Source organism: Tundrisphaera macrotermitis (assembly GCF_051175315.1).
Taxonomy (GTDB): domain Bacteria; phylum Planctomycetota; class Planctomycetia; order Isosphaerales; family Isosphaeraceae; genus Tundrisphaera.
Genome location: NZ_CP195100.1, coordinates 4,585,825 through 4,608,496 on the forward strand (window position 1 = coordinate 4,585,825; position 22,672 = coordinate 4,608,496).

The window sequence follows — 22,672 nt, forward strand, 5'->3', positions numbered from 1 at the left end:
AGGGATCACAACGCGACCAGCGGCCCATACGTCTCGGGGCGGCGGTCGCGGAAGAACTGCCAGGTGTTGCGGACCTCGCGGATGAGGTCGAGGTCGAGGTCGGCGATGATGACGGCGTCGGCGTCGCGGGGGCCGACGGCGAGCATCTGGCCGCGGGGGTCGCAGAAGTAGGACTGGCCGTAGAACTCGCCGATCCGCCAGGGGTCTTCCCAGCCGGGGCGGTTGATCGCGCCCACGAAGTAGCCGTTGGCCACGGCGTGGGCGGGCTGCTCCAGCTTCCAGAGGTATTCCGACAGCCCGGCGACCGTGGCCGAGGGGTTGAACACGATCTCGGCGCCCGCCAGCCCGAGGGCGCGGGCCCCCTCGGGGAAGTGGCGGTCATAGCAGAGGTAGACGCCCACCTTGCCCACCCGGGTGTCGAACACCGGGTAGCCCAGGTTGCCGGGGCGGAAGTAGAACTTCTCCCAGAAGCCGGGGTGGCAGTGGGGCAGGTGCATCTTGCGGAACTTGCCGAGGTAGCGGCCGTCCGCGTCGATCACGGCGGCGGTGTTGTAGTAGACGCCCGCCTGCTCCTCCTCGTAGATCGGCACGACGAGGACGATCTCGTGCTTCTTCGCCACCTCGCACATCAGGCGGATCGTCGGGCCGTCGGGGATCGGCTCGACCATCTCGTACCACCGCATCTCCTGCTCGGCGCAGAAGTAGGGGCCGTAGAACAGCTCCTGGAGGCAGACGATCTGGGCCCCCTTGGCGGCGGCGTCGGCGATCAGGCCGAGGTGCTTCTCGACCATCGCCGCCTTGATCCGGGCGGGGGGCGAGGTCGCCGGCTCGCACAGGGTGGCCTGGATCAACCCGCCGCGGACGATGCGCGCCATGGAACCCTCATCAGCAGGACGTGGACGGTCGCCGAGATCCCGAAGCTCAGGAACCAGGCGTAATGATACAGCGAGGTCCAGATCGGGGCGACCTTCACCACGCCGATCGTCCCCAGGAAGCCCGGCACGCACGGGGCGATCCCCAGGAGGAGGGCGACGAGGGCGATCGGGTTGAAGCCGTCGCGGTACCAGTAGGGGCCGCTCGGGTCGTACAGCCCCTTGAGGTCGAGCACCGTGCGGCGGAGGAGGTAGTAGTCGGCGATCAGGATCCCGCCCACCGCCCCCAGCAGCGACGAGTAGGCGACCAGCCAGGTGAAGATGTAGCCGGTGGGGTCGGCCACCAGCTTCCAGGGCTGGATCAGGATGCCGATCACGCCGGTGATCAGCCCGCCGACGCGGAACGAGATCCGCCGGGGCCAGAGATGGGCGAAGTCGTTGGCCGGGCCCACCACGTTGGCCGCGATGTTGGTGGCCAGGGTCGCCAGGCAGAGCGCCAGCATGGCCACGACCAGCACGGCCGGGTTGCGGAACTTCGCCAGCAGGACCACCGGGTCCCAGATCGTCTCGCCGTAGATCCTCGCCGTGGCCGAGGTGACTGCCACGCCGATGAACGAGAACAGTCCCATCGTGGTCGGCAGGCCCAGGGCCTGGCCCACCGCCTGATCGCGCTGGGTGTGGGCGAACCGGGTGAAGTCGGGGATGTTCAGCGAGAGCGTCGCCCAGAAGCCGATCATCCCGGTCAGCGCCGGGGCGAAGAAGACCCAGAACCGCCCCGCCTTCGGCCCGCCCGGCACGAACGCCGACGGCTGGTCCAGCATCGGCCCGAATCCGTCGGCCGCGCGGTAAGCCCAGGCCAGCAGGGCCAGCCCGAGCGCGATCAGCAGCGGCGCCTTGATGTTCAGCAGCACGCGGATCGAGTCGACCCCGAGGTAGACGACCAGCATGTTGATCGCCCAGAACCCGAGGAAGCACCCCAGTTGCGCCGGGTTGATGTCCAGGCGGGGGATCCGTGCCATCGTCTCCCAGCCCGGGAGGTACACGGTGAGGATCTTGTAGATGGCCCAGCCGCCGATCCACGCCTGGATGCCGAACCAGCCGCAGGCGACCAGCGCCCGCATCAGGGCCGGGACGTTGGCCCCCCGCAGCCCGAACGCGGCGCGGCAGTAGACGGGGAAGGGGATGCCGTACCTGGTCCCGGCGTGGGCGTTGAGGATCATCGGGACCAGGACGATGGCGTTGCCCAAGGTGATGGTCAGCACCGCCTGCCACCAGTTCATCCCCTCGGCGATCAGGGACGAGGCGAGCATGTAGGTGGGGATGCACGCCGACATCGAGATCCAGAGCGCCGCGATGTCCCGCGCCCCCCACTTCCGGGCCGAGAGCGGCGTCGGGTCGAGGTCGGGGCTGCGGTAGGCGGAGGGAGATGCGGCGAACTCGGCCCATCCTCCCGCGATCGACGGGGGGGCGACGGCCTCGACACTGCCACTTCCCATACCCGAATCCTCCGCGTCATCGACCGGCCAATCCGCTTCAGCGGACCAGGAACTGGATCTTCGAGCGTTCGCCGCCGACGGTCGCCTCCAGGACCCCTTCGACCTCGGAGTCTCCATATCGCCCGACCGCCGAGGCGAACCTCGCGGCGCCCCGGGCGTCGTCGGCCTGCGGCTCGGCCACCAGTTTGACCGCCTTCGGCCTCCCGGTCGAGATCAGGGTGGCGGAGACGTCGGTCGGCGCCGGGGCCAGGGAGGCAACGCCGTCGGGCGAGAGGAAATAAACGACGAGCCGCGAGTCGGCGGGCCGGCCCTCCCCCTTCACCTCGTTGAGGAACTCGACCATCCCCCGGCCGCCGTCGAGGCTGAACAAGGCCCCCCCATGGGGCGGGGCCATGTTGGTGCCGACCTGCGGGATGGACTGCCCCCCGCAGCCCGGGAAGGACGTGGCCAGGGTCGCCAGGGCGAGGGCTATCGCGAGAGATCGGCGCATGGGGATCCGGATCGGGGGTTGGGTCGAAAAGGACGCGGGCGATGGGGTCGCGACCCGCGCCCCCATCGCCGAGGATCGACGCCGGTCGATCCGGTTCAGAAGGCGTCGGCGCTGGTGATCTCGCCGAACGCGCGGGTCGAGAGCGCCTGGTAGACGCCCAGCTTCGTGCCCGGGGCGATCGTGTAGACGAAGTTGCTGTAGGTCACGCCGACCGGATAGTTGCCGTTGAACGCCCACGAATCGATCGTGCTTTTGATGAACCGGACCGAGCCGTCGCAGAAGGCGAAGTTCGCCCCGCCGGGATGCTGGCTCGACGCGACGTTGGGGTAGTTGGTCGAGGTCGTCGCCAGCCCGCTCCGGCTGCCGGTGTAGGCGTTGGGCGGGAACATGGTCACGAACAGGGTGTCGTAGTGCTGGCCCGTGTTCCAGGCGAAGTCGGAATACGCATACGCGGCGTTGATCCGCTGGAGGCCGCTGACGGTGTGCTCGCCGAAGATCATCGTGTTGCTGGTGCCGTCGGTGACGTCGGTGATCCGGACGGCGCTATCGCCGTAGATGACCCCGTTGAGCTGGGTGTACTGGGCGACCTTGGCCGGATCGAGGCGGTATTTCTCGACCCACGAGCAATTGAACGTCCCCTCGTTGGCCGCGTAGCTGCTGAACTGCTGCTTCCAGACGCCGGAGCCGACGCTGGAGTTGTAGGGCGTGTCTGGCAATAGTGCCTTCAGCAACCGTTCAAGCATCGCCAGCTTGACCATCGCCTCGAAGTTCTCCGCCAGCTTCTCGAACCGCGTCGCAACCCGCCGCCGATCCTTCAGCCACCCGATGCAACGCTCCACCACGTTGCGACGGCGATACGACGCCTTGTCGAACCCCCGGACCCGCCTCTCATTGGACTTGGTCGGGATCACCGAGGCGATCCCCCGGCGACGGTTGGATCGGCGGATCTTCCGCGAGCTATAGCCCTTGTCGCCGGCCAACTTCCTGGGCCGGCTCCGGGGTCGGCCCCTCCGGCCGGGCACGCGTACCCGGCCCATTACCGCCTCGAACTGGGTCGCCTCGTGCCGCTGGCCGGCGGTCACCGTCACCGCCATCGGGAGGCCCTTGCCGTCGCAGATCAGGTGGATCTTCGAACCGAAGCCGCCGCGAGAGCGGCCCAACGCGTGGTCGGCCGGCTCGGCGGCCGTCCCGTGGGTCGGCGAGGCACCGGCGGCGTCGCGGCTCGCCCGGATCGAGGAGCCGTCGATGCAGAACAGGTCCCAGTCGATCTTGCCGGCGGCGTCGAGCCGCACATGCAGGGCCTCGAGCAGCCGGGCCCAGGTCCCGTCCTTGGCCCAGCGGTTGAACCGCTCGTAGACGGTCTGCCATGGGCCGTAGGTTGGCCTGGGCAGGTCACGCCAGGGGGAGCCGGTGTGGAGGATCCAGAGGATGCCGTCGATCACCCGGCGGTGCCCCTTCCAGGGGTGGCCGGGCCGGGCGTTGGTGGGCAGGAGCGGCTCGATGGCGGCGTAATGCTCGTCGGAGAGGGCGTGTCGGAGTTGAGCCAAGGTCGTGAGGGTGCTGGTGGGGTGATCCGTCCACTCCAATCGTATGGGCCGAGGCTATTGCCAGACACGCCCTAATTGTAGCTGTACTGGCCATTGACCTTGGGGAAGCGGATGACCTGCTCCGTCCAGGGGTCGCTGGGGCAGGCCAGCGCGGCGACCTTGACGCCCGCGATGGTGATGTTGGGCGGGTCGTACTGGGTGCCCGCGAAGTTGATCGCGTTGAACATCGCCTGCTGCTCGAACATCGGCAGCATCCGGACGAAGCAGCTGAAGTTGACGAACGAGGTGTTGAAGGGCGACGTGGCCACGGGCGAGGTGTAGGAGTTGCCCGGGAAGCACCCGCCGAGGTCGTGGTAATTCTGCGCGGCCAGGCCCAGCTGCTTGAGGTTGTTGACGCACTGGGCGCGGCGGGCGGCCTCGCGCGCCGCCTGGACGGCCGGCAGCAGCAGCGCGATCAGCACGGCGATGATGGCGATGACGACCAGCAGTTCGATCAGGGTGAAGGCGCGGGGTTTGCGCCGGGCGCATCGGACGATCATGAAAATGGATCCTCTCCCGGGAGGCCGAAGACATGGGCGGATGGGGGACCGGCCCGGGGCGGGGCCAGGTCGGGCGGGTGGGCGGCAGGCGGATCTGCCGGAGGCCATCTCGACGGATGCCGGGGGGAGAGAACCCGGACGGGTGGTCGAGCTCCATGCTCCGGTCGCGATGCGGAGGGTCGCGCCCGGGGCAATGAAATATATCGCGGCACGCCTCGTTTCGACAAGGACCCGCGTCGGGATGCCACGCATGTCCGAATCGGTTCGGACCCGGGGCGGCGTCGTCCGCCCCGCGGTCCCTCAGCGGGACCGGCCCAGCCCCGCGTCCTTCCACTCCCGGAACAGGCGGGCGCATTCCTCGCGGAGCAGGCCGCTTTCGACCCTGAGCGGGTTCTCGCCCATCGCCGCGAGTTCCCGGGCGTCGACGCACATCCCGGCGAGTCCGGCGTCGACCGCGTCGGCGGTCGTGGCTCCGAAGACGACGCGGTCGATCCTGGCCCAGAGGATCGCCGACAGGCACATCGGGCACGGCTCGCACGTCGAATAGAGCGTGCAACCCGACAGGTCGATGGTCGCCAGCGCTTTGGCGGCGGCCCTCACGCAGTTGACCTCGGCGTGCGCCGTGGGGTCGGTGTCCCGCCACACCGTGTTGTGCGCGGTCGCGATCACCTCCCCGCCCCGGACGATGATCGACCCGAACGGCGACTGCCCCGCCCGGATCCCCTCGCGCGTCTCCTCGATGGCCAGCGTCATGAAGTCGGCATCGGTCATGGGCCGAATTCCTCGGGGCGATGCGTCGTCAACCGGCGGTGCGGGCGTCGCCGTCCTGGAGTGGAGGATGGAACGGCTGGACAGCATACACACCGAGACTTTTAGATCGCTTCACAAAGAAGCGCATTGAATTTACCTACAATATTATTATTGCTTCTTACGCTCGTTCTCCTCGTTCAATACTTAGATTCAATCCTCAGGATAAGGCTTGAATGGCAGTAGAGAATAATCGGGGCGTTCTTTTCTTTTCAACTTTGGTTTTGCCTTCGGAGCCGCCTTGAAAGTTTTCTCTTCTGACCAGGGTGGGCACTCGATCTGAGCACCATCCAGTAGCTCTTGGATGGTAATGATTTGGAGACGAGGATACTTCTTACCCCCCCCCCACAGTGATTCGTAGAACTTACCAGATGCCTCTTTGATCATATCTTTGGTAGGCGGGTTCAACGTCAAATAGACGCCCATGGCGGCTCCCTCTCGATCCACGACGCCGCTTAGATCACGTAGCTCGCTGATCGTCGGTTTCCCAGATTTGACCGAGATGATCACTTCCTGCGACGGCGAACCGGCTCGTCCATCGTGAAAGTAGAAACGTCCATCGATCCCCTTGTCCTTACCGCGTTTTGGATCTTCGACTGGACGGGCAGTCAGGCGTCCAACAGCCCAAGCTTGGAATTTGAGCTTATCCTCATCGGCCAATGCTCTTGCGCCACCCATATCGACAGGTTCGCCCACGACCTCATAATCCTTTTTCGGCTGAACCCCGTAGGACTTCTTAAGGCGATATTTGATCAAACTGGTTGCAATATGAGTCACATCAATCCCGATCCATCGACGACCGAGGGCTTGGGCGGCATCGATCGTGGTCCCGCACCCACAAAATGGATCGAGCACGGTTTGACCAGGAAGGCTGGCCATTCCGATGATTCGCTCCAACAATCTCAGAGGCTTCTGAGTTGGATACCCAAGATCTCGAAGGCCAGATTCCGGGGGAATGTCGTCCCAAATATCTTGCAACGGAATTCCGGGCATTTTATCTGCATAGAGCATGAGGCGTGGGACGCCGGTCTTGCGATGATGTAGAAGGCCATCCTTGGCGAATTGGATCATTTTATCCTTTGAATATGCCCAATATCTACCCGTGTAAGGCAGAACAGATTTATACTCGAAATTTGACTTGGGGTTGCGGAACTCTTCTTCCAAGTCTGCCACCCACGGTCCACCGTTAACGACATCACGCTTCACATGCCACAAATATTGCGTGTCGCCTCCTGGCTTTGCAGCAGTCAAATTCGACTCCGCATAGCGGTTGCCATTTGCATCAATCCGCTTAAACTCGGACTCCAAATACTCATTTGTATAACTCGTATAAGTATCCACCCAAGTATATTCTGAGGACTTCGCATAAGCCAAAATCACGTCATGGATTCTCCCACAGCGTTTCATACCTTGCTTCGCATCACTGTGGGCACTAGAACGCTTCCAGATAATTTCGTTGAGAAATCGTCTCGGGTCGAAGATAGAATCGAGGAGCAGTTTGAGATAATGGCTCGCGGTGGGATCACAATGAAGATATAGACTACCCGTAGGCTTTAGGACCCTGTGCAGTTCGATCAACCGAGGGGCCATCATCGACAAATAGGCAAGCAGATCGCTCCCAGGCATCAAGAGCTGGAAGCCTCTCATCGCCTGAGCGACCCTCTCAGGCCCATTTGAGACGACGTCATCAAAAGAAACCGCAGCTTCACGCCCCCATTTCCAGGTATCCTGAAATGCCTTGATCATCGCCGCCGATCGCGACGAATCTCGCTCCATGAAAAACGCGTTATAATCACGCTTACTATTAAATGGAGGGTCCAGGTATACCAGGTCAACAGACTCTTTGGGCAGCCGATCACGGTCACGCAAAACGCTGAGATTGTCACCAAATATCAATAAATTTTTATCCACAACTCCGCCCCATTCGTCTTCATTGCCGGATCCATCCAGACTGGGTGCAAACGCGGCGGTAGCATGGATAGTTTAACACGAGCTATCATCTCGTCCAGGCGAAACTCAAAGGCCCAAATTCGCAAACAAGCAAAATCGTCATTTTTGTCAAAAACTACCTGTTTTTCCGCAGCCTATTCTACCTCTGATTCAAGGCTTGCTGGCCCGCAGCAAACGACCGGGGCCTCGGCCTTGGGGGCGGCCGCCGCCTTGACCGTCGCGGGCGGGAGGTTGGGGACCAGGGCCGGGTCGTACCTGGCGCCGGCGGAGACCTGGATCATGGTGATCCGCACCTTGGTCGGGAAGAACTTCTCGTGGTCGGGCCGCTTGTGGGCATGGCCGTTGCCGCCGGAGTTGTCCTTGATGACCAGGTCCATCTGCTTGATGCCTTTGGTCCAGTCGATGGCGTCGTTCTGCCAGAACTTCGTCATCGAGACGTCCTTCTCGTAGACGCCTTTTTCGCGGTAGACGTCGGTGCCGGTGCAGCCGTAGCTGTGGCCCCCCCGGCCCTTGTTGGCGATGTAGCAGAGCGACCAGGTGGTCGGCTCGGAGCCGGCCGGCTTCTCGATGACCTCGGTGCGGATGTGGACCGTGCCGTTGCGATAGTCGACCGGCGCGGTCCAGTCGCGGGGGCGGTCCTTGTTGATCAGGCCGTCCTTGACGTAATAGTGCGACTTGCTCGGCTTCGCGTTGTCGGCGTCCTCCTTGGTGTAGGTGAACGTGGCGTCGAACAGGACGAACTGGTCGGCGCGGGCCGGCGATGCCATCGCCAGGCCGGCCAGGAGCGCGAAGGATCGGCATGCTTTCAATCGGGTCATGCGATGTCTCCCGGGGCCAAAGGCCCCCCCGCCGCCAGGACCAGGCCCCGGACGACGTCGGTGATGTTGGAACTCTGCCACCCCTCGACGAGCTTCCCGCCGCGGATCACGAGCCAGGAGATCCCCTGGATCTCGACCGGCTGACGGGTGGCCCGGCACCCCAGCCCCTCGCCGTCGTGCGTGCCCGTGGCCTTCCAGCGGATCGCCACCTGGTCCCCCTGAACAAGTTCCCCCAGGATCTCGACGCGGGTGTCGGGCAGGGCCGAGACGAACGGGTGGTACATTCGCTGCTTGAACTCCTCCGGGCCCCGGATCGGGCCGTCGTCGACGAAGCAGACGCTGTCGGGCGTGAGCAGCTCGTCGACCGTCTCCAGCCGTCGCTGATTCCAGATGTCATCGAACCAGCGGCGGGCGATCGCGAGGTTCTCGGCCGACATGGGGGTGCTCCTGGACGGGCCGCTCGGGGGGGGTCTCATGGCCCGGTCATCCTGCCACTCATCGAATCGTCGGTCAAGCGCCGGGGAAACCGCCGTAAGAAAAGCCCGGCCCTAGCGACACTCCTCCTGTCGGCCATCCCGAAAAGCACGAGAGGGCGAGCAGAATGCCCGACTGGGACGAGATCATGAAGGAGCACGGCCCGCTGGTGTGGCGGACCGCCTATCGGCTCCTGGGCAACCATGCCGACGCCTCCGACTGCTTCCAGGAGACTTTCGTCTCGGCCCTGTCGGCGGCCCGCCGCCAGAGGGTCGAGAACTGGGGTGGCTTCCTCCAGAGGCTGGCCACCGCGCGGTCCCTGGACCGGCTGCGGCAGCGGAAACGCCGATCCGGGCGCGGCGGATCGTTCGACGACGGCCCGGACGTCGCCAGCCCGGCCCCCGGCCCCGAGCGGGTGGCCGAGAACCACGAACTGGACGGGCAGATCCGCCGGGCCCTGGCGGACCTGCCCCCCAAGCAGGCCGAGGCCTTCTGCCTCCATTACCTGGATCAGTCGAGCTACGACGAGGTCGGCAAGCACCTGGGGATCGCCGCCAACGCCGTGGGGAGCCTGCTCCACCGGGCCCGCGCCGGCCTGCGGCGGGCCCTGAGCCCGGTGGCCTCGGGACGAGATAGCGGAGGTGCCCCGTGATGCCCGACGAACGCTTCGACCGGATCCTCGCCGAGTTCCGCGACCGCGACACCCCCGACGGCCCGCCCGCCGACGTGGTCGCCCGGACCCTGGCCGCGCTGCGAAACGAACCCGACCGACGACCGAAGCCGACCCTCGCCGAAAGGATCAGGACCATGCCCCCGTTCCTCCGCATCGCCGCCGGCCTGCTGGCCGCCGCCGCCATCACCGGCCTCGTGGCCATCGAGACCTCCAGCCGAGGTCCCCGCGCCGCCTTCGCCCAGGCCATCGAACAGGTTCGTGCCGCACGCACGATGACCTACACCATGCGGATCGGCGACCTCGAACCAATACGTGTTTCCCGGATGGAACCGGGGCTGATCCGGACCGAGATGCCGGGCGGCGGCGCCTCGATCATCGATCGGGCATCGATGAAGACCCTGGTGCTTGAACCGACCGGCAAGACCGCGACGGTCGTCGCGTTCAATGGCCCGGGCAAGCCCGGAGGCTGGGGCGAGGACCAAATCGATCAATTGCGGGAATTCAAGGGCAAGCCCGAGGACGACCTCGGGGAGAAGTTGATCGACGGCCGCCCGGCCCGGGGCTTTCGCGTGGCGGCCGGCGGCTGGACGTCGCAGGTCTGGGTCGACGCCGCGACCAACCTGCCGACTCGGGTGGAATCCCAGGTGGCTTACGACGGCACCGGCCCGAAGACGGTCGTCTGCGACCAGTTCGCCTTCGACCCGCCCCTGGACCCGGAACTCTTCCGGATGACCCCCCCGGAAGGGTACACCATCCAGAAGCTCTCGACCGACATCGGCAAGGCCGCGCCGGTCGAGCAGGACCTGGTCGACGTCCTGGGCGACTACGCCAAACGCTCGGGCGGCCGGTTCCCCAACGACCTCCAGATGCCTTCGCTCATCGACGTCCTGGGCAAGATCGAACTCGGCAAGGATGGGTTTGACGAGGCGACGAATGCCTGGATCGTCAAGATCGGCCGCGGGGTGGGGCTGGTCTGGGCCATGCCCCCGACCGCCGACGCCGTCTACACCGGCAAGGACGTCCGGCTCGGCCGGGCCGACGCCCCGATCTTCCGCTACCGCCCCCAGGGCTCGCCGACCTATCGGGTCATCTACGGCGACCTCTCCGTGAAGGATGTCGATCCCGCCCGGTTCGCCAAGTGATCCGCCGATGATCCGACGCCCGCCCCCATCCCGGGGCGGGCGTCTCGCCGTTTCGAAGCGGATCCGGGGAAAAGTTGTATCCGCCCGGCCTCGCGGGGACATTATCGGGAGGGACTCGGCCACGCGGGGGGCGACGACATGGGACGCGGGCAATTCGGGCCGGCCGTGACGGAGTTGGCCCACCTCGTGGGCGGGCATTCGGTCGTCGGGATGTCGGAGCGGGACCTGCTCCGGCGCTACCTCGACCGCCGCGACGAGGCGGCCTTCGGGGCGATCGTCGAAAGGCACGGGCCGATGGTCCTGGGCGTCTGCCGGCGGATCCTGGCCGATCGCCGCGACGTCGAGGAGGCGTTCCAGGCCACGTTCCTCGTCCTGGCCCGCAAGGGGGGATCGCTCGGCGAGAAGGACCCGGTCGGGCACTGGCTGTACGGGGTCGCCCGCCGGGTCGCCCTCCGGGCCCGGTCCGCGGCGCACCGGCGCCGGGCCCGCGAGTGTCCGGGCGAGGCCCCCGAGGTCGCGGCCATCGACGACCCGCCGGACCTCGAACTCGGCCCGGTGCTCGACGAGGAACTGGCGCGGTTGCCGGCCAGGTATCGGGCGCCGGTCGTCCTGTGCTACTTCGAAGGGCTGACCCACGACGAGGCTGCCCGGCAGCTCGGCTGGCCGATCGGCAGCGTCAAGGGGCGGCTGTCCCGGGCCCGCGACCTTCTCAAAACGCGGCTCGCGCGGCGTGGGTACGCCCCGGCCGGAAACCTGGGCATCCTCGCGGGCGGGGCCCCGCCGGTCGTCCCCCCATCTCTCCTGTCATCCACCATCAGGGCCGCGATGGCGGGCCCGGCGTCCGGGGTGGTCCCGGCCGGCGTGGCCTCGCTGGCGGCCGGGAGTCTCGCGACCATGTTCCTCTCCAAATCGAAGCTGGCCGGGGCGATCTTGCTGGTGCTCGGCACCGGCGCGGCGGTCATGGCCTACCAGGGGATGGGCCGGGGGCCCGACGCCTCCGCGAAGCGGGGACGACCCCAGGCCGGGGCCGAAGACCGTGCGCCCCGGGCCGACGTCCCCGACTGGGCGGCCGGCTGGCCGTCGGTGATCACGCCCCCGGACGACCAGAGCCCCGGCACCAGGTCGATCCAGGCGGCCCTCCAGAAACCGATCAACATGAAATTCCCCAACGAGACCCCGCTCTCGGATGTCCTTAAATATATCCAGCAGGTCACCCAGGACGAGGGGGCCGGCTTGCCCAAGGGCATCCAGATTTATGCGGACCCCATCGGGTTGCAGAATGCCGATGTGACCCTGGATTCGCCCGTGTCGATCGACCTGGAGGACATCCCGCTCAAGACCACGCTGCGGCTCATCCTCGAGCAGTTGGGGCTGGTCTACCAGGTACGCGAGGGGGTCCTGAGCATCATGTCCGCGAACCCCGACGACCAGGTCACGCTCCTGGGAACCCTCCTCGAAAAATCCGAGAAGGGCGAACTCTCCCGGGAGCAGTACCAGCAGCTGATCGAGATGCTCAAGCTTCGCAAGGAAGTGAAGCAGCTTGGCCTCACCGATTGATCGGGAAGCTCAATCCGGGCACCGAGATCAAGCACCCTTCCGTGGCACCGACACTGCCCGATGAGGGCGGGGGCATGAACTCCCCACGTCGAGCCTCGCGTACCCGGCCCGACGGGCGATCGTCGGGCCCGGCGACCATGATCATCGTCCTCACCCGGCCACGGACATGATCCGGATGCCGTCCATCAGGCGTTCGACGGTGACCGGCTCGCGCGCCGGGAACAGGCAGAAGGCGGGATAGGGGTCGGTGCCGTCGACGATGACCTGCCTGTGGTTGGCCTGGCGGAAGCCTTCCTCGCACGGCTGGTGGCCGGTGACGAACCAGTCGGCGTCGACGATCGCGGCGAAGCGGTCGACGTTCTCGGGTTCGGTGTTCCGGCCCCAGGTGATCGCGTAGACCGGGCCGCCTCGCTTCATGGCGTCGTGGGGCCAGTTCTCCTCGGCGAAGATCGATGCGTCGAAGCGTTCGACGTCGAGCGGGTCGGGGATCGTGTGGCAGAGGAACACGCGGTTGGGCGTCCGCACCGCCAGCGGGAGCGTGGCGAACAGGGCGAGGTAGGCTTTGTAGACCTCATCGGCCGACTCGCCGTAGGCCGTGCCGATCCCCTGGCGGAACAGGGCGTTGAGCGGCACGCCCCCCTTGGCGATCGGCCGCCCGGTCAGCTCCGACAGCTCGTGGTTGCCCAGGATCAGGTGGACCCGCTCGGGGTGCTGGCACTTCAGGGCGCACACCAGGTCCACCAGTTGGTGCGACCGGTCCCCGGCGTCGTCGGGGTAGAACCTCGGCCCGTGGATCAGTTCCTGGAGGACCAGGTGCCGGTTCGGGTTCCTGGCCAGGTCGGCGGCCAGCAGGACCTGGCGGAACGCGGGGATGTTGCCGTGGAGGTCGCCCACGACCATCACGTCGGACACGTTCCCATCCAGCGTGACCACGGACCCCGAACGCCCCGGCGTGGCGCGGTTCAGGTCGGCGGCCTTGCGGATGATGGCCAGGAGTTTCCGGGGGTCGGGCATGGCATTCGGCCTGGTGGACGACGTCGTCGGCGAGCGATCGGTTTCAGGATACTCGATTCTTCGCGGGCCGGGGAGGGCGGGGCGGCGAATCAACACCGGGCGCCCCGGCCCATCCGCACGCAAGCCCGGCTCAATTCAACTCCACCGCCTCTTCCCAGTGCTCGTAGAGCGTGGCGAGCTTGCCCTTGAGGTCCTCGTGCCGCTCCTGCGTGCCCCGGGCCTTGACGGGATCGCGCCAGGTGTCGGGCAGGCCCAGGGCCTCTTCGAGCGTGGCGACCTCGGCCTCGACCTCGGCGATCTCGCGCTCCAGGTCGGGCGTCTTGCGGTAGGGGAACTTCCGCCGCTTCTTCTCGGACTTGCCGTCGGACTTGGGGGCGGCCTGATTGTTCGAGGAGGAAGATGAGGCGGCCTTGGCGGCGGCCTGGGCCTCGGCCTCGGCCTGCTTGGCGGCGAACCGTTGGTATTCCTCGTAGTTGCCCTCGATCAGGCGGGCCTTGCCGTCGGCGACCACGATGATCCGGTCGGCCACCTGGTTGAGGAAGAAGCGGTCGTGCGAGACGACCAGGACCGTCCCCTCGAAGTCGCGGATCGACCGCTCCAGGGAGTCGCACGCCCAGATGTCGAGGTGGTTGGTCGGCTCGTCCATGACCAGCAGGTTGGCCGAGGTCGCCGCTAGCCGGGCCAGGGCGGCCTTGCCCTTCTCGCCGCCGGAGAGCTGGCCGACCTGATGCATCACGATCTCCCCCGACAGCCCGAACCGCGCGAGGATGTCGCGGACGTCCTCCTGCCCCCATCCCGCCTCGGCGTCGGGCCACACGGCGCGGAGGACGGTGGTCGATGGCGGGAGCGATTCGAGCCCCTGGTCGTGGTAGCCGATCAGCACCTTGGCCCCGATCTTGATCTCGCCGGAGGTCGGCTTCTCGCGGCCGATCAGCGTCTTGATCAGGGTCGTCTTGCCGGCCCCATTGGGCCCGAGGATGCCGACGCACTGGCCGCGATTGACCATCAGGTTGAAGTCGCTGAACAACGGCTTGTCGAACGCCTTGGTCAGCTTGCGGGCATCGATCACGATGTCGCCGGAACGATCGACCTCGCCGAAGCCCATCGGCGGGCCGTGGATCTCGCGCATCGTCTCGACGCGCTCGACCCGCGCCAGCTTCTTCTCGCGGTCGTGGGCCTGCTTGGCCCTCTGGCCCGCGCCGTACTTGCGGATGTAGGCTTCCTGCTCGGCGATGTAGTCCTGCTGCTTCTCGTACTGCTTCTGGAGCGCCTTGGCCTTCTCGGTGCGGAGCTTCCAGTACTGGGAATAGTTGCCGGGGTAGACGTCGATGTTACCGTCGAACAGCTCCCAGATCCGGGTCACGACCTTGTCGAGGAAGTAGCGGTCGTGGCTGACGATGATCATCCCCACGGCCTGGCGGGCCAGGTAGTTCTCCAGCCAGGTGGTGGTCTGGATGTCGAGGTGGTTGGACGGCTCGTCCAGGAGCATCAGGTCGGGGCTTTCCAACAGGAGCTTGGCCAGCATCATCCGCGACTGCTGCCCGCCCGAGAACGTCCGCGCCGACCGGTTGAAGTCCGCCGTGGCGAACCCCAGCCCGCCCAGGATCTCCTCGACCCGGTGGTCGATCGAATAGGCGTCCTGATGCGCCAGGCGGTCGCTCAGCTCGTCGTAGCGACGCGAGGCGCGGGCGGCGTCGGCCTCGTCCTCGGCCTCGGCCATCTCCCGGGCCGCCTCCTCCAGTTCCTCCTGGAGGTCGAGCAAGGACGCCAGCCCCGACCGGGCGACCGACATCAACGTCTCGTCGCTGGCGAACTCCGGGTGCTGCTTGAGCAGGCTCACGCGGACGCCCGGGCGGCGATACAAGCTCCCGTAGTCGGGCTGTTCGAGCCCGGCGACCAGCTTCATCAGCGTGGTCTTGCCGGCGCCGTTGGGGCCGACCAGGCCGATCCTCTCGCCGGCGCGGACCTCGAACTTGAGGTCCTGGAAGATCGGGTCGCCGGAATATTGTCGGCCCAGGCCGCTGGCGGAAACGAGGATCATGGGGGTGCCGGCACTGTGAAGGAGGTTCGGGTCGACCGGGGCATCGGGCTCGGGCGCGGATCGGCCCCGACCCAGGATACCAGCGGGCGAATCTCTTGCAAACTTGCCCCGCGCGACGGGCCACCCCGCCGACGCGATCTCCCCCCGAAAACCCCGCCCGGACGGCCCCGGGTCGATGAGGCGCGATCACCCCTCAGTCATGAGAACCCATTCACCCGACCCGACCCTCAAAATCGCCCCATTCGGCACCGTCGGATTCGCCATGTCGGTCGACACAACCGGAAACTTCAGCGAAACTTCCGCACGCGGCGGGTCGCGAACCGCTTGTAAAATCGTCTCGTTTGTAAGTCTGAAACGTCATCTCCGGGAGTCATGACGGAGGTCCCTCCGAGATCGCCCTTGACGCCCCGGGCGACGAGGAATATTCCTGGGGCCATCAACCGGCCGTCTTCCACGAAGTTAAGGCGATTGCGCCGCGATGGGGCGGGCATCCCGAGGTTTCTGGCATGGTGATTGCTTTTTGGTCTTGACGCTGAAACGGGGCGTTGAACCGAGTAAAGAAAGATTCTTTCAAGTTCAAAGCCCCCACGAACAGACACGCTCCGACGTTGGAGCGGTCGCCCTTCGGCCGTCGCCCCGGTGGCGGATCACGATAGACAAGGAGGTCGCATGACCCGGCCATCCCTGCGTCGGACTCCGATGATGGAGCGTCTCGAGACGCGTCAGGTGCTCAGCAGCGTCGGCGGGCCCACCGCCGACAAGCAATATGCCCTCGAACTCATCAATCTGGTCCGGACCAACCCCGGAGCCGCCGCGGAGCGGTTCACCTCCAACCTGAGCGCCAACGTCGAGGCCACGCTCGACAAGTTCCACCTCAACGTCGGCGACCTGAAGCGCCAGATCGGGTCGGCGGCCGCCAAGCCCCCGCTCGCCTACAACGGCGACCTAGATGCCGCCGCCCAAGGGCAGAGCCAGGCCCAGGCCGACATGGGCCGCCAGACCCACACGGGCAAGGACGGCTCCGGGATCAACCAGCGGATCGAGGCGTCCGGCTACGGCCGCCCCGCCACGGCCGGCGAGAATGCCTACGCCTATGCCGATAATACCGACACCGCCCTCCAGGCCTTCCTGTTCGACTGGGGCGTGGCCGACAAGGGCCACTTCCGCAACCTGCTCCAGCCCGACCAGACCCCCGAGGGCTCGTTCACCGATGTCGGCATCGGCATGGTCAAGACCAACAACAACGGCCTCGGCCCGGTCGTGATCACCCAGAGCTTCGCCTCCCGGGCCGATTCCCAGCCCCAGATCCTCGGCGTGGTCTACACGGACAAGAATCGCGACAACTTCTACTCCCCCGGCGAGGGCAACGGCGGGGTGACCATCCAGGCCACCAACCTCTCCACCGGCGCGACCGCCTCGACCCAGACCTGGGACTCGGGCGGCTACCAGATCCCGGTCGACCCCAACGCCACCTACCGCGTCAGCGACGTGGTGGACGGCAAGGTCGTCAAGAGCCAGGATGTCCAGGTCAGCACGGTCAACGAGAAGGTCGACTTCGTCCTGACCGACGCCGATCTCGCCGCCGCGAAGCCGGCCCCGACCCCGGCCCCGGCCCCCGCGCCCGCCCCGGCCCCCGCGCCGGAACCGGAGGCGGCCCCCGCCCCCGAGGTCACCACCGCCATCGCCATGACGACCACCGCGGCCGTCGCCGAGCAGGAGGCCGCACCGGCCGCCCCCGAGGCCGGCAACCCACTCCCGCAGCCCTCGTGGCTCGGCAAGTGGTCGCAGTGGCGCGAGATCAAGGCGTCCTGATCGGGCATCGCCCGCCCAGGCCAACGATCGCCGGACCGGCCCGCGCCGAGGGGATCTCCCCGCGGCCCGGGCCGGTTTTCTTTGGCGGAGTGGCCGGATCCAGGATCGTAACCTAGGGTTGGTCGTGCCGGTGGACGCATCATCCCCGCCAGGATCGACACTCATCATGTGCCGCGTCATCCCCGTCTACCTTCGCGACGAAGTGACCCAAGAGTATCGCGCCCAGGTCCCCAACCAGCCGGGCCGCGTGGTCCGGGCCTCCACGCTCCACGACCTCCGGCGCAAGCTCCGCGCCTTCGAGGCCGACTCCGACGAGATCACCCTGGATCGATCCGGCCTCCGGCCGTCGACGCCCTGGGCCTGGGAGCAGCCCTTCGACCCGAACGCCGACACCGTCCTCTACGTGAAGGTGTAACCCGGGCCTTCAGGCCGGGTCGAGCGTCCGGAGGATCGCCATCGCCTCGGCGACGTGCTTCGCCGGGCGGAACTGGGACGAGAAGGAATGCCGGACCCGCCCGGACCGGTCGATCACGAAGGTCATCCGGCCCGGGATCAGCCCCAGCGTCTTCGGGACGCCGTACCGGGCGCGGACTTCCCCCCCGGGGTCGCTCAGGATCGGGAACGGCAGCCGGTGGCGATCGGCGAAGCCGCGATGCGAACCGACCGTATCGGCGCTGATGCCGATCACCTCGGCCCCGGCGTCGCGGAACGCCTCGTACTGGTCGCGGAACGTGCACGCCTCGGCGGTGCAGCCCGGCGTGTCGTCCTTGGGGTAGAAGAACAGGACGACGTTGGACCGATCGCGGTAATCGGCCAGGGAGACGGGCTTGCCGTCGGCATCGTGCAGGCTGAAGTCGGGCGCAAGATCGCCGACGCGGGTGCTCATGGCGCTGATCTCGCGGTGCGGAGGAGGGCCGGGTCATGGGGGGCGACGGGCGCCCCCCGATCGCGGCTCAACGATAGGGCGTGAGATACCGCGTCTGGTAGACCGGCTCCGGCATGTAGGTCCGGGTCTCGACCACCGGGGCCGGCTGGACCCAGCGACGTTCGAGGACCGGGGCCGGCTGCACGTACCGGCTCTCCAGGATCGGGGCCGGCTGCACGACCCGCCGCTCGACGACCGGCGCCGGCTGCACGAAGCGGGTCTCGCGGACCACCGGGGGCGTCCTGGTGACGACGGCCGTCGGCCGCCGCTTGATCACCGTCTTGCGGGGCTTCTCCTTGACGAGGTACGACTCGCCCAGCGTGACCGTCCGCGTGCCCGGCGCCACGGTCTCATAGACCACCGTCTCGCCCGGGTACTGGGCGTGGGACACGCCCCCGGCGGCGGACCAGGCGGCGACCGTCATGGCACCCAGGAGACTCCATCCCATCCACGTCCGTTGCATGATCATCCTGCTCCTCACTCTGGCGGAAACACAAAGGCCGAGGTGCTCCTCCGCTGCAAACTACGGGCCGAGGGGCCATCTCCGTTGGAATCAGCCCGGCGTTGGCGGCCCGGCCGGCCCCGTTTAGAATACCCGGTCGACGGGCCAGGATCGAGCACAGCCAGGCGAGCCGGCCGTTGCCGTGGATCGCGCGAACGATCCCGATGGGGGGTGGAATGACGGTGGTTTTTCGGTGGGCGGTGGCGTGCGGGATGGCGAGCGGGATGGTCGCGATCGGGGCCTCGGGCCAGGCCCCGCCGCCTCAGTCCGGCGCGGACCCGGTGGCGGCCGTCCGGGACTTCGGGGCCTCGGTCCGAGACCCCCTCGAAGGGGAGGCGGCCATCGCCAGGAAGAAGGAGCATTGCTCGGCCGACGCGCCCCGGCTCGCCTCGATCGGCCGGGCCGTGGGCCAGCAGGTCCGGATCACTCGCCGGGGGGGCGAGAGCGGCCTGTTCACCGTGGCCCAGGCCCATGAGGGGGGGCCGGAGGCCGTCGTCGGCATCGGCCGGCTGGGCCGGCTGCGGATCGGCCCGGGCGAGGGCTTCGAGGCCACGGTCTCGCCCGACGTCACCCACTCGCACCTGACCGACGCCGAGGCCAAGGCGCAGGGCGACTTCGTCGAACGCCTGGACGACGACGGCACCAACACCGGCCTCCTGATCATGGCCCCCCACGGCGGCGAGATGGAGGTGCCCACCGACCTCCAGGCCGAGCGGGTCGCCGAACTCCTGGGCGGCAAGCGGACCTCGGTCTGGCGGTGCCGGGGCTACGGCGTGCGCGGCGGCAAGAGCGCCTTCGCCCGCTGGCACATCACCTCGACCGAGACCAGCGAGGCCAGCTTCCCGCTCCTGGCGAAGGTCTCCGGCCGCAAGTTCGAGCATGCGGTCTCGTTCCACGGGATGGTCAACAAGCGGATCCTGGTGGGCGGGACCGGGCCGACCCGGCTCAAGGTGGAGATCCGCGACGCCATCCGCGACGCGATCGCCGACCCCTCGATCCCGGTCGACCTGGCATTGCCGGGCGAGACCAACGGCGGCACGACCCCCACCAACATCGTCAACCGCTACACGCAGGCCGGGGGGATCCAGATCGAGCAAGCCCCCGAGGCCCGCCGCAAGTACTGGAAGCAGATCGCCGAGGCGGTGGCCAACGTCTACCGCGACAAGCTCTGACCCGGGACCGCCGGGGCGATCGCCCCGATCAGCTCCCGGGCCGCGATCCGGGAATGGTCGTTGGGGGCGTTCGCCTCGGCCCGCTTCGCGGCGGCCAGGGCCTCGTCGGCGTGGCCGGCGTCCTGCTCCAGGACGGCCAGCCCGAAGTGGGCTTCGAACAATTTCGGATCCGCCGCCAGGGCCTCGGCATAGGCCCGGCGGGCGGCCTCGAAATCGTCCTCCACCAGGTAGGTCATGGCGACCCGCGCCGATCGGACGGCGGCGGGCGCCGACTCCCCCACGGCCAGCCAGGCGGCGCGGGCCCGGTCGGGCCGGCCGAGGTGGAGCCGGAGGATCGCCAGGCGGTCGGCCCATTCCCAGGACCGGGCCTCGGGCTTGTAGGCGTTCTCCATCACGTCGGCGGCGGTCTCCGCCCAGCCGGTCGCCAGGAGGGCGGAGACCACGCGTTCGAGGTCGCCGAGGTTCGACCATGTCGTCGCCGGCTTCGCCCCGAGGTCGGCCCGGATCCTGGCGATCATGTCGGGGGCCTGGGCGCTGTAGCGCTTCTGGTACTCGTTGCGGGCCGGCAGCCCGGCGAACCGCTCGATCAGGGGCAGGGCCGGCTCGTTCATCCCGCGCAAGACGAAGGAGTTGCCCAGCGACAGGAGCGGCAGCCCGTCGTCGGGGGCGGCCTCGACGGTGCGGCGCAGGGCGTAGGTCGACCGCGCCAGGGAGATGTCGAACGTCGGGTCGAACGGGAGCCGGAACCGGGGGATCACCCCCTCGGTGCCGAGCGGATCGCGGAGCAGTTCCAGCACGCCGGCCCGCTTCCAACCTTCCAGGTCGCCCGGCGCGACCGCCCGGAGGCGGCGGGAATAGTCCAGGCCGAGCAGGACCATCGAGCGGGCCAGGGCATCGTTGCCGGGTCGGCTCCGGAGCTGGGCGGCCACGTTGTACATCGACTTGGCCATCGCGGCCAGGGCGGCCGGATCGGCGGGGGCGGCGCCGGCCTCGCGTCGGTAATGGCGTGCGAGGAAGTCCACGCCGTGCTCGCGGATCACCGAAGAATACGAGTCGTGGACGAAGACGGCGACGATCGGGTCGAACCAGACGCAGTGCCAGCGGCGGGCGGCCAGCAGGGTCGCGACCTTGCCGGCGATCCGGGCGTCGATGGTGTCCAGCATCACGGCCGGCCGGCCCATCCCCACCAGTTCCTCGGACCAGCCGGGCAGGTTCCCGCCGATCCGGTCCCCCAGGGCGATGTACTGCGAATACACCTCCGGCCCCATCACCTCCAGCCGGGCGTCGGTGTAGACCTTGCGTTCCGGGCCGAAGTAATACTCGTAGAGCGAGGGCAGGCCGTTGTGATAGGCGACCAGGCGGTCGGGCATGTCGGGACGGCCGGCGAACCTGGTCGCCTCGTGGGGGAACCAGAGCTTCTCCTCCCCCAGCCCGACGATCCGCCCTTCGCCCGCCCAGGCGTAGAACTGGCCGCTGGCGACCAGGCCGATCGCAGCGCCGACCACGCCGAGCACCGCCAGGCGGCGGCCGACCGGCCACGACGGGGCGTCCGGACGGAGCCGGAGCCGGCGGGCCCGGATCGCGGCGGCCCACTCGCCGAAGTTCCAGGCCGTCACCGTCCCGACCACGGCCGCGAACTGGTGGCTGTTCCGCGACGCCGCCAGGCTCAGGGCGCTGAAGCTGGCGTAGAGGAAGAACCGGAACGGGCTGACGCCCCACGACGCCGGGGGCTCGGCGGGCGCCTGCTGTTTCCCCTTCTTGCCCCTTGGCTTCGTCTGGGCGTCCCCTTTCTTGCCCCTCTTCTTCGGCGGAGGCTCCGGGGCGGGGGCGGGTTCGAGGGCGGCCCGGCGATCGGCCAAACGAACCCAACCGCTCCAGAGCAGGGGGATGACGAAGCTCGCCGCGCCCAGGACCATCGCGAACAGGTGGATGCAGAGCGGCAGGCTGGTCAGCCCCGACCGGCCGATGAACGACGGGATCGGCTCCAGCTCGGCGATCGTGGTCTTGAAGATCGGCGTGCTCATCGTGCCGGCGAGTTGGAGCGGGTACAAAGCCCCGGCCAGGCCGTAGGGATTCACCAGGCACGCCACCCCGACCAGCGCCGTGGCGATCCCGACGGTCCGCCACCACGGCCGACGCTCCGGGCTCAGCGCCCCCCGGCGGATCGCCGCATCGACGAGGGCGAATCCCATCAGGATCGGCCCGAGCAGGAACAGGCCCTGGGTGTTGACCCACAGCACCTGCACGGCCGGCAGCACGAACGCCAGGGCCGGCCACCGCTCCCAGCGGAACAGGACGGCCAGGTAGGCCGACAGGTAGAGGAGCGTCAGCGTCTCGGGCCGGATGTACATCCGGCCGCCCAGGACGAACAGGGCCGGCACCCAGGCCAGCACCATCGCCCAGACCGGCCAGTCCTTGCGCCGGGCCGAGATCAGCAGCGCCACGGCCGCCGTGGTGATCGCACACTTGGCCAGGGTCAGCCCCGGCACACCGAAGCGGCCGAAGCCCCAGCTGATCAGGACCTGGAACAGCCAGTGGAGGTCGACCCACGGGTGCCCCTCGGCCCCGTAGGTCAGGGTGTCCACCCGGGGGACCTCGCCGGTCTGGCGGATCATGTCCCCGGCCTTCAGGTGCCACCAGAAGTCGGTGTCCTTGAGCGGGAACGCCCCGAGCAGGAACGCGAGCCCGAGGAACGCCGCGACGAGGAAGGCGTCGACCAGTCGGGAGGCGGACGTCGCCCCGGACGCGGGGGTTTCAGCGGGCATCGCGGGGCGGCTCCAGGATCGGGGGCGCGAGGGGCTCGGGCAGGCGTTCGGTTGGAGTAAGCTGGGTCTCGACCCA

Annotated in this window: 20 protein-coding genes and 1 pseudogene; 6 read left to right on the forward strand and 15 right to left on the reverse strand. The window is 67.8% G+C overall.

Annotation, left to right across the window (positions count from 1 at the left end; genetic code table 11):
* Positions 1-5: 5 nt before the first annotated feature.
* The 10 genes and pseudogenes from TA3x_RS18515 to TA3x_RS18560 all read right to left on the reverse strand — a co-directional run bounded on the left by TA3x_RS18515 (position 6) and on the right by TA3x_RS18560 (position 8,995).
* Positions 6-875, reverse strand: a complete 870-nt coding sequence (locus TA3x_RS18515; RefSeq protein WP_435016143.1) for a nitrilase-related carbon-nitrogen hydrolase — start codon at positions 873-875, stop codon at positions 6-8.
* Positions 848-2,368 carry an NCS1 family nucleobase:cation symporter-1 gene (locus TA3x_RS18520; RefSeq protein ID WP_435016144.1) on the reverse strand — a complete coding sequence of 507 codons (1,521 nt, stop codon included), beginning with the start codon at positions 2,366-2,368 and terminating at the stop codon, positions 848-850. Before TA3x_RS18520 ends, TA3x_RS18515 begins: the two co-directional genes overlap by 28 nt.
* A gap of 37 nt (positions 2,369-2,405) precedes the next feature.
* Positions 2,406-2,858: a hypothetical protein gene (locus TA3x_RS18525; RefSeq protein WP_435016145.1), complete on the reverse strand. Its 453-nt coding sequence runs from the start codon at positions 2,856-2,858 to the stop codon at positions 2,406-2,408.
* A gap of 95 nt (positions 2,859-2,953) precedes the next feature.
* Positions 2,954-3,589 carry a DUF1559 domain-containing protein gene (locus TA3x_RS18530; protein ID WP_435022393.1) on the reverse strand — a complete coding sequence of 212 codons (636 nt, stop codon included), beginning with the start codon at positions 3,587-3,589 and terminating at the stop codon, positions 2,954-2,956.
* Positions 3,566-4,405, reverse strand: a pseudogene (locus tag TA3x_RS18535) (IS5 family transposase); the annotation flags it as partial. The pseudogene TA3x_RS18535 and the gene TA3x_RS18530, both read right to left, overlap by 24 nt.
* A gap of 71 nt (positions 4,406-4,476) precedes the next feature.
* Complete coding sequence (locus tag TA3x_RS18540) at positions 4,477-4,944, reverse strand: DUF1559 domain-containing protein (RefSeq protein ID WP_435016146.1); 468 nt, start codon at positions 4,942-4,944, stop codon at positions 4,477-4,479.
* Positions 4,945-5,244: 300 nt separating this feature from the next.
* Entirely contained in the window at positions 5,245-5,715 is a 471-nt protein-coding gene (locus tag TA3x_RS18545) for a nucleoside deaminase (RefSeq protein WP_435016147.1), read from the reverse strand.
* Positions 5,716-5,904: 189 nt separating this feature from the next.
* The gene (locus TA3x_RS18550; protein ID WP_435016148.1) at positions 5,905-7,662 is read right to left on the reverse strand and encodes a DNA methyltransferase; all 1,758 of its coding nucleotides are present in this window, start codon (positions 7,660-7,662) and stop codon (positions 5,905-5,907) included.
* A gap of 173 nt (positions 7,663-7,835) precedes the next feature.
* Positions 7,836-8,519, reverse strand: a complete 684-nt coding sequence (locus tag TA3x_RS18555) for a hypothetical protein (RefSeq protein ID WP_435016149.1) — start codon at positions 8,517-8,519, stop codon at positions 7,836-7,838.
* The gene (locus TA3x_RS18560) at positions 8,516-8,995 is read right to left on the reverse strand and encodes an ester cyclase (RefSeq protein WP_435016150.1); all 480 of its coding nucleotides are present in this window, start codon (positions 8,993-8,995) and stop codon (positions 8,516-8,518) included. The genes TA3x_RS18555 and TA3x_RS18560 overlap by 4 nt, the downstream gene beginning before the upstream one ends.
* Before the next feature lie 125 nt (positions 8,996-9,120).
* Here TA3x_RS18560 and TA3x_RS18565 point away from each other — a divergent pair, with 125 nt between their 5' ends.
* From TA3x_RS18565 to TA3x_RS18575, 3 genes are all read left to right on the forward strand, one after another.
* Positions 9,121-9,645 carry an RNA polymerase sigma factor gene (locus TA3x_RS18565; RefSeq protein ID WP_435016151.1) on the forward strand — a complete coding sequence of 175 codons (525 nt, stop codon included), beginning with the start codon at positions 9,121-9,123 and terminating at the stop codon, positions 9,643-9,645.
* The gene (locus tag TA3x_RS18570) at positions 9,645-10,808 is read left to right on the forward strand and encodes a LolA family protein (protein WP_435016152.1); all 1,164 of its coding nucleotides are present in this window, start codon (positions 9,645-9,647) and stop codon (positions 10,806-10,808) included. Before TA3x_RS18565 ends, TA3x_RS18570 begins: the two co-directional genes overlap by 1 nt.
* Before the next feature lie 138 nt (positions 10,809-10,946).
* On the forward strand, positions 10,947-12,365 hold the full coding sequence (locus TA3x_RS18575; RefSeq protein ID WP_435016153.1) for a sigma-70 family RNA polymerase sigma factor: 1,419 nt from the start codon (positions 10,947-10,949) through the stop codon (positions 12,363-12,365).
* Positions 12,366-12,515: 150 nt separating this feature from the next.
* Here the strand turns inward: TA3x_RS18575 and TA3x_RS18580 are convergent, their stop codons facing one another.
* Together TA3x_RS18580 and TA3x_RS18585 are read right to left on the reverse strand one after the other, a co-directional pair.
* A complete protein-coding gene (locus TA3x_RS18580; RefSeq protein WP_435016154.1) occupies positions 12,516-13,379 on the reverse strand; it encodes a metallophosphoesterase in 864 nt (287 codons plus the stop codon).
* A gap of 130 nt (positions 13,380-13,509) precedes the next feature.
* A complete protein-coding gene (locus TA3x_RS18585) occupies positions 13,510-15,420 on the reverse strand; it encodes an ABC-F family ATP-binding cassette domain-containing protein (protein ID WP_435016155.1) in 1,911 nt (636 codons plus the stop codon).
* 669 nt (positions 15,421-16,089) lie between these two features.
* Between TA3x_RS18585 and TA3x_RS18590 the strand changes: the two genes are divergently transcribed.
* Both TA3x_RS18590 and TA3x_RS18595 read left to right on the forward strand, forming a co-directional pair.
* Positions 16,090-17,232, forward strand: a complete 1,143-nt coding sequence (locus TA3x_RS18590) for a CAP domain-containing protein (protein WP_435016156.1) — start codon at positions 16,090-16,092, stop codon at positions 17,230-17,232.
* 166 nt (positions 17,233-17,398) lie between these two features.
* On the forward strand, positions 17,399-17,647 hold the full coding sequence (locus TA3x_RS18595) for a hypothetical protein (protein WP_435016157.1): 249 nt from the start codon (positions 17,399-17,401) through the stop codon (positions 17,645-17,647).
* Between the two features lie 9 nt (positions 17,648-17,656).
* On the opposite strand, the gene TA3x_RS18600 is transcribed toward TA3x_RS18595, so the two are convergent.
* Together TA3x_RS18600 and TA3x_RS18605 are read right to left on the reverse strand one after the other, a co-directional pair.
* Positions 17,657-18,118: a peroxiredoxin gene (locus tag TA3x_RS18600; RefSeq protein WP_435016158.1), complete on the reverse strand. Its 462-nt coding sequence runs from the start codon at positions 18,116-18,118 to the stop codon at positions 17,657-17,659.
* Positions 18,119-18,185: 67 nt separating this feature from the next.
* Entirely contained in the window at positions 18,186-18,620 is a 435-nt protein-coding gene (locus TA3x_RS18605; protein WP_435016159.1) for a hypothetical protein, read from the reverse strand.
* Positions 18,621-18,835: 215 nt separating this feature from the next.
* On the opposite strand from TA3x_RS18605, the gene TA3x_RS18610 reads away from it, so the two are divergent.
* Entirely contained in the window at positions 18,836-19,831 is a 996-nt protein-coding gene (locus TA3x_RS18610; RefSeq protein WP_435016160.1) for a poly-gamma-glutamate hydrolase family protein, read from the forward strand.
* On the opposite strand, the gene TA3x_RS18615 is transcribed toward TA3x_RS18610, so the two are convergent.
* Positions 19,813-22,596 (reverse strand): tetratricopeptide repeat protein, encoded by a 2,784-nt coding sequence (locus TA3x_RS18615; RefSeq protein WP_435016161.1) that lies wholly within the window; start codon positions 22,594-22,596, stop codon positions 19,813-19,815. The two genes, TA3x_RS18610 and TA3x_RS18615, sit on opposite strands and share 19 nt — an antisense overlap.
* Positions 22,597-22,672: the final 76 nt, after the last annotated feature.

What these genes read in the sequence shown, in the direction of transcription:
- TA3x_RS18515 (WP_435016143.1), bottom strand. Translation starts at nt 875, where the DNA reads ATGGCGCGCATCGTCCGCGGCGGGTTGATCCAGGCCACCCTGTGCGAG.
- TA3x_RS18520 (WP_435016144.1), bottom strand. Translation starts at nt 2,368, where the DNA reads ATGGGAAGTGGCAGTGTCGAGGCCGTCGCCCCCCCGTCGATCGCGGGA.
- TA3x_RS18525 (WP_435016145.1), bottom strand. Translation starts at nt 2,858, where the DNA reads ATGCGCCGATCTCTCGCGATAGCCCTCGCCCTGGCGACCCTGGCCACG.
- TA3x_RS18540 (WP_435016146.1), bottom strand. Translation starts at nt 4,944, where the DNA reads ATGATCGTCCGATGCGCCCGGCGCAAACCCCGCGCCTTCACCCTGATC.
- TA3x_RS18545 (WP_435016147.1), bottom strand. Translation starts at nt 5,715, where the DNA reads ATGACCGATGCCGACTTCATGACGCTGGCCATCGAGGAGACGCGCGAG.
- TA3x_RS18555 (WP_435016149.1), bottom strand. Translation starts at nt 8,519, where the DNA reads ATGACCCGATTGAAAGCATGCCGATCCTTCGCGCTCCTGGCCGGCCTG.
- TA3x_RS18560 (WP_435016150.1), bottom strand. Translation starts at nt 8,995, where the DNA reads ATGAGACCCCCCCCGAGCGGCCCGTCCAGGAGCACCCCCATGTCGGCC.
- TA3x_RS18565 (WP_435016151.1), top strand. Translation starts at nt 9,121, where the DNA reads ATGCCCGACTGGGACGAGATCATGAAGGAGCACGGCCCGCTGGTGTGG.
- TA3x_RS18570 (WP_435016152.1), top strand. Translation starts at nt 9,645, where the DNA reads ATGCCCGACGAACGCTTCGACCGGATCCTCGCCGAGTTCCGCGACCGC.
- TA3x_RS18575 (WP_435016153.1), top strand. Translation starts at nt 10,947, where the DNA reads ATGGGACGCGGGCAATTCGGGCCGGCCGTGACGGAGTTGGCCCACCTC.
- TA3x_RS18580 (WP_435016154.1), bottom strand. Translation starts at nt 13,379, where the DNA reads ATGCCCGACCCCCGGAAACTCCTGGCCATCATCCGCAAGGCCGCCGAC.
- TA3x_RS18585 (WP_435016155.1), bottom strand. Translation starts at nt 15,420, where the DNA reads ATGATCCTCGTTTCCGCCAGCGGCCTGGGCCGACAATATTCCGGCGAC.
- TA3x_RS18590 (WP_435016156.1), top strand. Translation starts at nt 16,090, where the DNA reads ATGACCCGGCCATCCCTGCGTCGGACTCCGATGATGGAGCGTCTCGAG.
- TA3x_RS18595 (WP_435016157.1), top strand. Translation starts at nt 17,399, where the DNA reads ATGTGCCGCGTCATCCCCGTCTACCTTCGCGACGAAGTGACCCAAGAG.
- TA3x_RS18600 (WP_435016158.1), bottom strand. Translation starts at nt 18,118, where the DNA reads ATGAGCACCCGCGTCGGCGATCTTGCGCCCGACTTCAGCCTGCACGAT.
- TA3x_RS18605 (WP_435016159.1), bottom strand. Translation starts at nt 18,620, where the DNA reads ATGCAACGGACGTGGATGGGATGGAGTCTCCTGGGTGCCATGACGGTC.
- TA3x_RS18610 (WP_435016160.1), top strand. Translation starts at nt 18,836, where the DNA reads ATGACGGTGGTTTTTCGGTGGGCGGTGGCGTGCGGGATGGCGAGCGGG.
- TA3x_RS18615 (WP_435016161.1), bottom strand. Translation starts at nt 22,596, where the DNA reads ATGCCCGCTGAAACCCCCGCGTCCGGGGCGACGTCCGCCTCCCGACTG.